Annotated in this window: 6 protein-coding genes; 1 reads left to right on the top strand and 5 read right to left on the bottom strand. The window is 37.2% G+C overall.

The window, feature by feature from the left end; all coding sequences use genetic code 11:
* The 5 genes from AB3X49_RS14530 to AB3X49_RS14550 form a co-directional block, all read right to left on the bottom strand.
* The coding region (locus AB3X49_RS14530; RefSeq protein WP_367962944.1) for an Rpn family recombination-promoting nuclease/putative transposase at window positions 1-509 on the bottom strand (509 nt) is incomplete at its 3' end.
* A gap of 461 nt (window positions 510-970) precedes the next feature.
* Window positions 971-1,678, bottom strand: coding sequence for an IS6 family transposase (locus AB3X49_RS14535; RefSeq protein WP_367962946.1), 708 nt, complete (start codon window positions 1,676-1,678; stop codon window positions 971-973).
* A gap of 152 nt (window positions 1,679-1,830) precedes the next feature.
* Window positions 1,831-3,252: an MBL fold metallo-hydrolase gene (locus AB3X49_RS14540; protein ID WP_367962948.1), complete on the bottom strand. Its 1,422-nt coding sequence runs from the start codon at window positions 3,250-3,252 to the stop codon at window positions 1,831-1,833.
* A 65-nt stretch (window positions 3,253-3,317) separates the two neighbouring features.
* Window positions 3,318-4,517: an NAD(P)/FAD-dependent oxidoreductase gene (locus tag AB3X49_RS14545; RefSeq protein ID WP_367962952.1), complete on the bottom strand. Its 1,200-nt coding sequence runs from the start codon at window positions 4,515-4,517 to the stop codon at window positions 3,318-3,320.
* Between the two features lie 41 nt (window positions 4,518-4,558).
* Window positions 4,559-5,617 carry an endonuclease/exonuclease/phosphatase family protein gene (locus tag AB3X49_RS14550; RefSeq protein ID WP_367962950.1) on the bottom strand — a complete coding sequence of 353 codons (1,059 nt, stop codon included), beginning with the start codon at window positions 5,615-5,617 and terminating at the stop codon, window positions 4,559-4,561.
* A 251-nt stretch (window positions 5,618-5,868) separates the two neighbouring features.
* On the opposite strand from AB3X49_RS14550, the gene AB3X49_RS14555 reads away from it, so the two are divergent.
* On the top strand, window positions 5,869-7,446 hold the full coding sequence (locus AB3X49_RS14555; RefSeq protein WP_483298780.1) for an esterase/lipase family protein: 1,578 nt from the start codon (window positions 5,869-5,871) through the stop codon (window positions 7,444-7,446).
* Window positions 7,447-8,049 lie beyond the last annotated feature (603 nt).

The raw sequence follows: 8,049 nt of genomic DNA on the forward strand, positions 1-8,049 counted from the left end.
TCTTCTCTCCATTGCTGAAGCAATTTTGGAATCTCAATAAAATGGATTTCCAAATCATCGAGTAAGACTTGTTTTTGCTGTTTACTCCAAAACTGTCCAATTGTATGCATATCTTCATAATCAGGAAAGAGATGAAAATCTAATAAGTTAATTGCAATCGTTTTTCGGAGCGACCGATAAGACATTCCTTTTTCAAGCTGAGACGTATAGAGTTTACTCCAATAATAAAGGGAACGTTTTACAATCTCTTGTGTATTTCTTAGTTGGATTTCGATGTTGACTTTTGTTCCGTCATTAAGTGTGGCAAGTATATCTAGTATGGATAATTTATCTTCTTCATATTCTTTATGCAAATGTGGATCTTCAATTTTTAGCGATACAATTGGTGTAGATAAAGACTCATGCAAGATTGCATTTAAAAAGGAAATCAGTAATTCCTCTTGTCCTTGTACACCAAATAATTGCTTGAAAGCAAAATCGACTCGTAAATTTACTAAAGGTTGATTCATAGAGTGAGTCACCTTTCTTTTCGATTATTCTATATGTCCATTGTATCGAAGAGTAAACAGAAGAAGCAACCCCTGATGACGGGTTTGGTGAGTTTTATTTTTGTTAATCAGTTCGGTATATGAAATTATTAATTATACTTCAACATACTACAGATTATTCTTCCAAAAAAGGGGGGGTATTTATTCTATCTCAAAAATAACTCCCGTTCATTCTAACGGTTTACTTGTTTCGTATAGCGCGTTTTTCCTCTCCTACATACAAAACCATTCTAACTCCCCCTTCTTTGTCTTACAGAGGGAAATGAGCGGTCGTTTTTCTTATCTTTCTCAAATTTCACCTTTCTACATATGTTCATCACAAATTATTTACAGACTCATGGTCACACAGGCTATCTTGGGTTCTGTTGCAAATAAAGGATACATTCCCAAGAAATAATGAGGATTTTTACTGGAATCATTCTTTACGCTGTTAATCCAAATAATTGATGAATAAATTCTTTTTGATTGCGAACAGACTGATCCCGTAAATCAATCTGTTCTTTTTTTATCATATGCATGGCTTCTACTCCTGCAAGGATACATGTAGCTGTGCCAAAAGATTTAAATCCTAACATAGAGCATACACGTTTTTGAATGAACCGATGGTCTTGCTCCACTACGTTATTTAGATATTTTATCTGCCGAATTTGAGTGCCTAACGGCACTTTTTTCTCTTTCTTTAATTTGATGATAGCAACTGGATAAGCAGGATTTTTATCACTTGTAATTGTACGAGGTTTTGAGGCATGAAAAGAATGCAAAGCTTTCTTAAAGAATCTCTTTGCAGCCTTATGATTTCTAGTTTTACTGAGATAGAAGTCAATCGTATTTCCCTTAGAATCAACCGCACGGTATAAATACATCCATTGCCCTTTTACTTTTATATACGTTTCATCCACTCGCCATGAATCATTTGTTTGTTTAAGATGACGTCGGATACGTTTATCCAGTTCTGGTCCGTATTGATGGACCCACCGCATAATTGTTGTATGAGCTAAGGATAACCCTCTTTCTTCCATCATTTCCACCAAATCTCGAAAACTGAGATTGTACCGCAGGTACCAACGTACAGTTAATAAAATGATATCTGGTTGGTAATGCTTCCATTTAAACAAATTGTCCTTTTTCATACTGATCACATCCCTTTTGTAGAGTAATAGTATCAGTCTGTCCAAAATTAGAAGATTATTTGCAATTCCTCTATTTTTTTGCACCAGAACCCCTTTTCACTATTCTTTTCATCCTACATTCTTTCGTATGATGATTGTACTTGTTTATCTGTTCATTTACAAATAGGGAATTCTGCTTTTAGCCACGCTAGATATCCACCTTGTAAATTCATTACTTCCTTTACACCATGTTTCTGTAATACACTTGCTGCAATAGCGGAACGTATACCAGAACGACACTGTATAATAATCGGACAATCTTTTGGAATGTCTTGTACATGCTTTGTCAGATGTTCTAGCGTGATATGTTTGGCATGCGGAAGATGTCCCTCATCCCATTCCGATTTACTTCGAACATCAATAACGGGATAGGTTCCAGATTGTATAAGAGGAAACAATTCTTGAACGGTTCTTTCTTCATACGTCTCTAAGAGCTCTATTTCTTCCAGTGTGTTTGCATGCATATAGGCAATCGTGCGATCTAATCCAATTGTTTCCAGATCTCTTCGTACCTCGTTTATATTCGCAGACACAGGATCGATAACGATGATAAGATCCTGGGTATCCTCTAGGATCCAACCACACCATGTTGTAAAAGACTGATTATAAGGGATATTAAGAGCCCCTTTTACGTGTCCAGAAGCGAAAACCGTTGGTTCTCTTGTATCAATGATTTGTGTATCTGTATGTGCTAACTGTTGCAATGCAGAGAAAGAATGTATTTCTTTTATGAGATGTTGTGTACGAATGGGCGGACCAGCTTGATTGATTCGTTTCATTTTAGAAAAATAAGGTGGTGGTTTTGGCTGTCCACTTAATACATTCATCATAAAAGAATCTTGTTTCTCTGTTTGAAAGGCCCAATTAAAGAGTTTCTCATAGCCAATTGTAGAAGAGGGAATCGCGCCTAATGATTTTCCGCATGAGCTACCAGCACGATGGGAGGGCCAAATTTGTAGATATACTGGCATCGTTTTGACTTTTTGGATCGAATGAAATAAGTCTTTGGCACTACTCTTCGCATGATGTGGAATACCAACAGCGGTTTCTAATAAATCTGGTCTGCCTACATCACCAACAAATAGAAAATCTCCTGTAAAAATCCCTATCGGTTTTTCATTGGTTTCATTATGTTGTTTTGTATCTATGACTAGAAATGAAATACTTTCAGGCGTATGTCCTGGCGTGTGAATAACCTGAAATTGGATCGTACCAATATGAAATTCACTGCCATCTCTGACAAGATGGTATGGCACTTGATCCAGATACTGATACTCCCACGTGCTTCCCCCTTCAGCTGATGCATAAAACGTTGCGTTACAAGATAACGCAAGCTCTTTCGCACCAGATACAAAATCAGCATGAATATGTGTTTCCGTTACCGCAATGATGTCTAATCCTTGCCTTTTAGCAAATTCCATATATTGTTCGATGTAGCGTCCTGGATCGATAACGATGGCCACTCCATGATCCTGACACCCGACTATATAAGACGCATGAGCCAACTTGTCATGATAAAAATATTCTAATAACATACATCATCCCCCTCACACTTCAAATTCTTTTTTAATCATAATTCCTTTTGAAAATGTGTCATTTCTTATACAATGCCTTTCAGCATATATCTCCAATACAGAAAAGGAAGTGCATATCTCTTTAACAAAAACATACTATATCTTTCTTTTGATTGATCAAACGGAAATGTTTCCTGTTCTTCCTGATGATAATCAAATTCTGCTAAAATCAAACTTTTATATCCTGTGACAATGGGGCAAGATGTATAGCCATTATACGTCGCCTGTATCTCCTGCCCCTGTAAAAACGCCAATAGGTTTTCTCTTACAACAGGGATTTGCTTTCGAATAGCGGCCCCTGTTTTAGAAGTTGGCAAATTGGCGCAATCTCCGATTCCAAATATGTTGGGGTACCGTACATGCTGCAGCGTATAAGGATTTACATCTACCCAGCCCTCTTCGTCTCCTAGTAAACTATTCTTGATCACATCAGGTGGTCCCATAGGCGGGACAACATGTAATAGATGATACGGTATGCTGTCTCTGTTACTTGTTTGTATATCTTCAAAAATTGCTTCTTGTTTTTCAGCGTTAATTTCTACTAAATTATGATGAAAGTTCGTTATAATTTGTTTCCTCTGAATCACCTTTTCTAAAGAGGAAGCATAGCGAGGTACATGAAAAATATGCGGGTTCGCTGTTTGAAACATAATTTTACTTTTCTCCCGGACACCTTGTCGACAAAAATATTCTTCGGCTAAATACATAATTTTTTGAGGTGCACCGCCACACTTGATAGGGGTATTTGGATGCGTAAAGATGGCGTTTCCACCCTTAAATTGTTGGATTGCTCTCCATGTTGCATCCGTATGGACATACGAATAATTACTACAAACCCCATTTTTCCCAATCGATTCTTTCAATCCTTTAATGTGATCCCAATGGATTTGAATACCCGCAGCTACAATTAAAATTTCATAGGCAATAACAGTTCCATCCTCTAATAGCAACCTGTTTTCTACAGGACTTATTTCCGCAACTTTCCTTTGTATCCAATGTACGCCTTCTGGAATCAGGTCGGATTGCTTTTTCATCGTTGCTTCTTTTTTGACAATCCCAGCTCCCGCAAAGGTCCATAGTGGTTGGAAATAATGTGTTTGAGCAGGGTCTATGATGGCCACCCGTTCTTTTAATACAGGGGCATGACGGAGTAAATGAGCAGCCAAGGAAATCCCAGCTGTACCAGCTCCAATGACAACAATTGTATATGCCTGTTTCATGTTTATTCACGTCTCCCAAAAGTTTATTCAAAAGTATGTCTTCCGTTCTACTGTAATTGAAAAACAGCACTCACAGGATTATGATCACTATGTGTAAATTGTAAATCATGTCCATTGACTTGAAGGATTTCTACATTAGGTGAGACTAAAAATCCATCAATAATGGTCACAAAACTTTTTCCTTTTACGTATGCCGTACGATTATCACGTACAGTATACACAGAAGAATCTACAGCCCATTGAAATCCTCCTTCTGTAAAATCTTGAGGCAAACGCACTAGCCATTTGGGCCAGGAGGCTAGAAATGTGGGGTCTTGTAACTGAATATCTGACAGTAGCTGATTCCAGTCGCCACCTAGAATCACATAATCGCCCTTCTGATACTGTGTATGCATGTACTGTTTTACGTATTGCAGTTGTTGTTTGCGGATATTTCCATCTGTATCATATGCTGATACATGTATATTTACGATTCGTAAGTTCTTTCCATTGTCAACCGGGATAATGTGTTCTACCATAGCACGATCTAAATCGAAGAGTTTCTTGGGCCAAGGCTCTCTCCCTGGTAATTGAAACCGAGTTGCCTGTTTTATGAAGTAGGTAGAAAACGTAGCAAGTCCTGATTCCACATATCCCATAGGACGCAGAAAGGGAACCGGAACCCATGGATTTCTATAATTATAACCAAATGTAGAAGCGTGAGATGATAGCTCCTGTTGAAAAAGTTGATATTCATTTTGATCAAAAGAACGTAATGCTTTGATATCGACTTCTTGTAACAAGATAAAATCTGCACGGTCTTCTTTTAAAAAGGAAGACATGTGCTGTAAATTATGTATGGTTTGTTCGTTACTACGAGAACGTGAGCCTGTTCCTCCATCCATGAAAAAATCTTGTTTTGCATCTAACCCTGCGTAACCAATGTTAAAGGTAGTGACTTTGAATGGCGTATAAGAGGGTAATTTTTTTTCTTGAGAGTTTTCTATGATAAGGTTTACAGATTCGGATGGCTTTTTATGTTTCCATGTGATATAAGCTAAAAAAATGATAGGCAGTCCGAGCAAAATTAAAGAGAGCACAACCAGTATTTTGATTCCCTTTTTCATCCTCTATCCCTCCTTTTTCTATGATATTTGTCAATTCTGCTAGGTAACATCTATTATATATCGTATATAAGTGAAATGTTTTGAGAAATATAGCGAAACTGCTAGAGTAAAAGGTTTTTCTCTTCTGAAGACCGAATATCATGAAGAATTGTATGTACAAGAGGGGGTGGAAAGATGTAATCTTCATTTGAAAGTGTGTATAAAGATTAAACACATGAGGGGGTATCAATTTGAAACATTGTAAAATACTATTGCAAGCATTTCTTTTTATTTTCTTATTTTCCATTTTTTATAACGCGCCTTCTGTATCTGCAGAAACGCATCCAGATTACGGAAAAGTATTTCCACCAAAAGAAACATTCCGACCGGGGGATTGGTTTGTTGGGGAAACACCTGCACAGGTAGATCCTACCAAATCGCCGATTGTATTTGTACATGGAAAAAATGGAAATGCAAAAGATTGGTATGGAGATACTTACTATCATGGGAAAAATAATATGTATGATCTTGCTTACTATGCTGGCTATCAAACTGCTTTTGTACAACTGTATGATGCAGCGGGAACAGGGTCTGTAAGTCCTTGGACAAATGGAAAATTATTAGCTGGAAAATTAGAAAGCATTTCTCAACATTTTGGAAAAAAAGTAAACATCATCGCACATAGTAAAGGGGGCATTGATACACAAGCGGCCCTTGTACAATATGGTGCGCATCGTTTTGTTGATAAAGTAATCACACTTGGATCCCCTCATTATGGGACACATCTAGCAGATTTATCCTATAGTTGGTGGGCAGGATGGCTTGCCTCTTTACTAGGACAGAAAGATGAAGGAACGTATGCGTTACAAACTGGGGAAATGGCACGCTTTCGCTCGATTATTGATACGAATCCTGTCACAAAATCCAATCAGTATTACACGATAGCAGGAACAAGTTGGGGTCCTACTTTTTCTGCTTTATCTATGGGAGGATTATATTTGTCGCCATATGGAAATAACGATGGACTTGTCAGCGAATGGAGTACCACATTACCGTACGGTGCCCATCTTTTTTCTGATGTTACATTAGATCATGATTCTATTCGGACGGGAAGTGCCGTATTTTCTCGCATAGAACCTTACTTAAGAACGAAAAAAATGGGGCGAGCATGGTCACCGTCTGCCGCTCCTTCTACGAATGAGCCCTATACAGAGTTAGGAACGACAGAAAACCAAACGGTTTTAGGGGGAGAACTGATTCCACATCAAGAAAATCGCGCTGTGTTTTCTGTGGATACGTTGACACCAGGAACCGTATCCATTTTGACTACGAGTAAACAGGTAGAGATACAACTTATTTCGCCATCAGGGAAGGTTTACAACAAACAGGACGCGGTAGTAACAGCGGGTGATGATACCTTTTTTAAAGGGGCCTTTATTCATACGTTTCAAATAAAAAGTATGGACGTGGGAGAATGGAAGATACGTATGAATGCAGAAGGGAAAGATGCCTATTTAGCGATAGTACAGTATCAACAAGAAGCACCTTTCCATTTGAAAATACCCGCTAAGATGAAAGCAAATAAAGCAAAATTAAAAATCCAATCTTCTGATAAAAAACCAGTTGAAGCAGAGGATGTCTCTATGACGGTTCGAGTTGTCGATCGAACAGGTACACTGATTTCACAATCTAATGGTGTTCAACAAGTAGATGCAAATACGTTATCTACCACGTTACAGCATATAGAGCAATCGGGTGTATACAATTTTACAATTGATGTAAAAGGAAAAAATAAAGCGGGGCATCCATATACACGTACAATTATACGTTCTATGTATATTGAGAAATAAAATATGTTTAGGATTCAACAAACAGAAAAAGCGCTCTTATGAGCGCCCTTTTTCTGTTTGTTGCTTGTATTCATTTTCAATCTTATTATAATCCGTATAACCGTTTCTGTACTAGGATTGTACATACCAATGTACTTTTATAAAAAATAATGATGAACCTTGTAGAATTTGAACCTAAGACCAGCCGAGCTAAAGGTCCATGATACGATAATCTTTCTACACATTTTATCGTATTCGAATATATATGACAATCAAAAATAGTCAAAGAAAAAACACTCTTACGAGTGCTTCCCTCTTGACTTGAATAACCACTTTAATTTTAATTATCCCATCCCATATACATTCTATCATAGATGTTTAGTGTTTTTGTTGAGAAAATGATAAAACATAAAAAATATGTAGATCTATTCAGGGTATACAGGGTAAAAATGATAAGATGAATGTTTTCATTACACACAGTATCGAGCGATTTAAATAGAATATATTTCTCAATACATTGGCAAAGGTAAAAAAAATGTTTTTCCATATATAAGTACTGTTAGGATAATTGGTTCTGTTGCAAAGTTTTTGGAGCTGAGCTAGACTGTAGAAAAAATGAGATGA

The organism is Bacillus sp. C30 (genome assembly GCF_040838255.1).
GTDB lineage: Bacteria > Bacillota > Bacilli > Bacillales > Bacillaceae_G > Bacillus_A > Bacillus_A mycoides.

What these genes read in the sequence shown, in the direction of transcription:
- AB3X49_RS14535 (WP_367962946.1), bottom strand. Translation starts at nt 1,678, where the DNA reads ATGAAAAAGGACAATTTGTTTAAATGGAAGCATTACCAACCAGATATC.
- AB3X49_RS14540 (WP_367962948.1), bottom strand. Translation starts at nt 3,252, where the DNA reads ATGTTATTAGAATATTTTTATCATGACAAGTTGGCTCATGCGTCTTAT.
- AB3X49_RS14550 (WP_367962950.1), bottom strand. Translation starts at nt 5,617, where the DNA reads ATGAAAAAGGGAATCAAAATACTGGTTGTGCTCTCTTTAATTTTGCTC.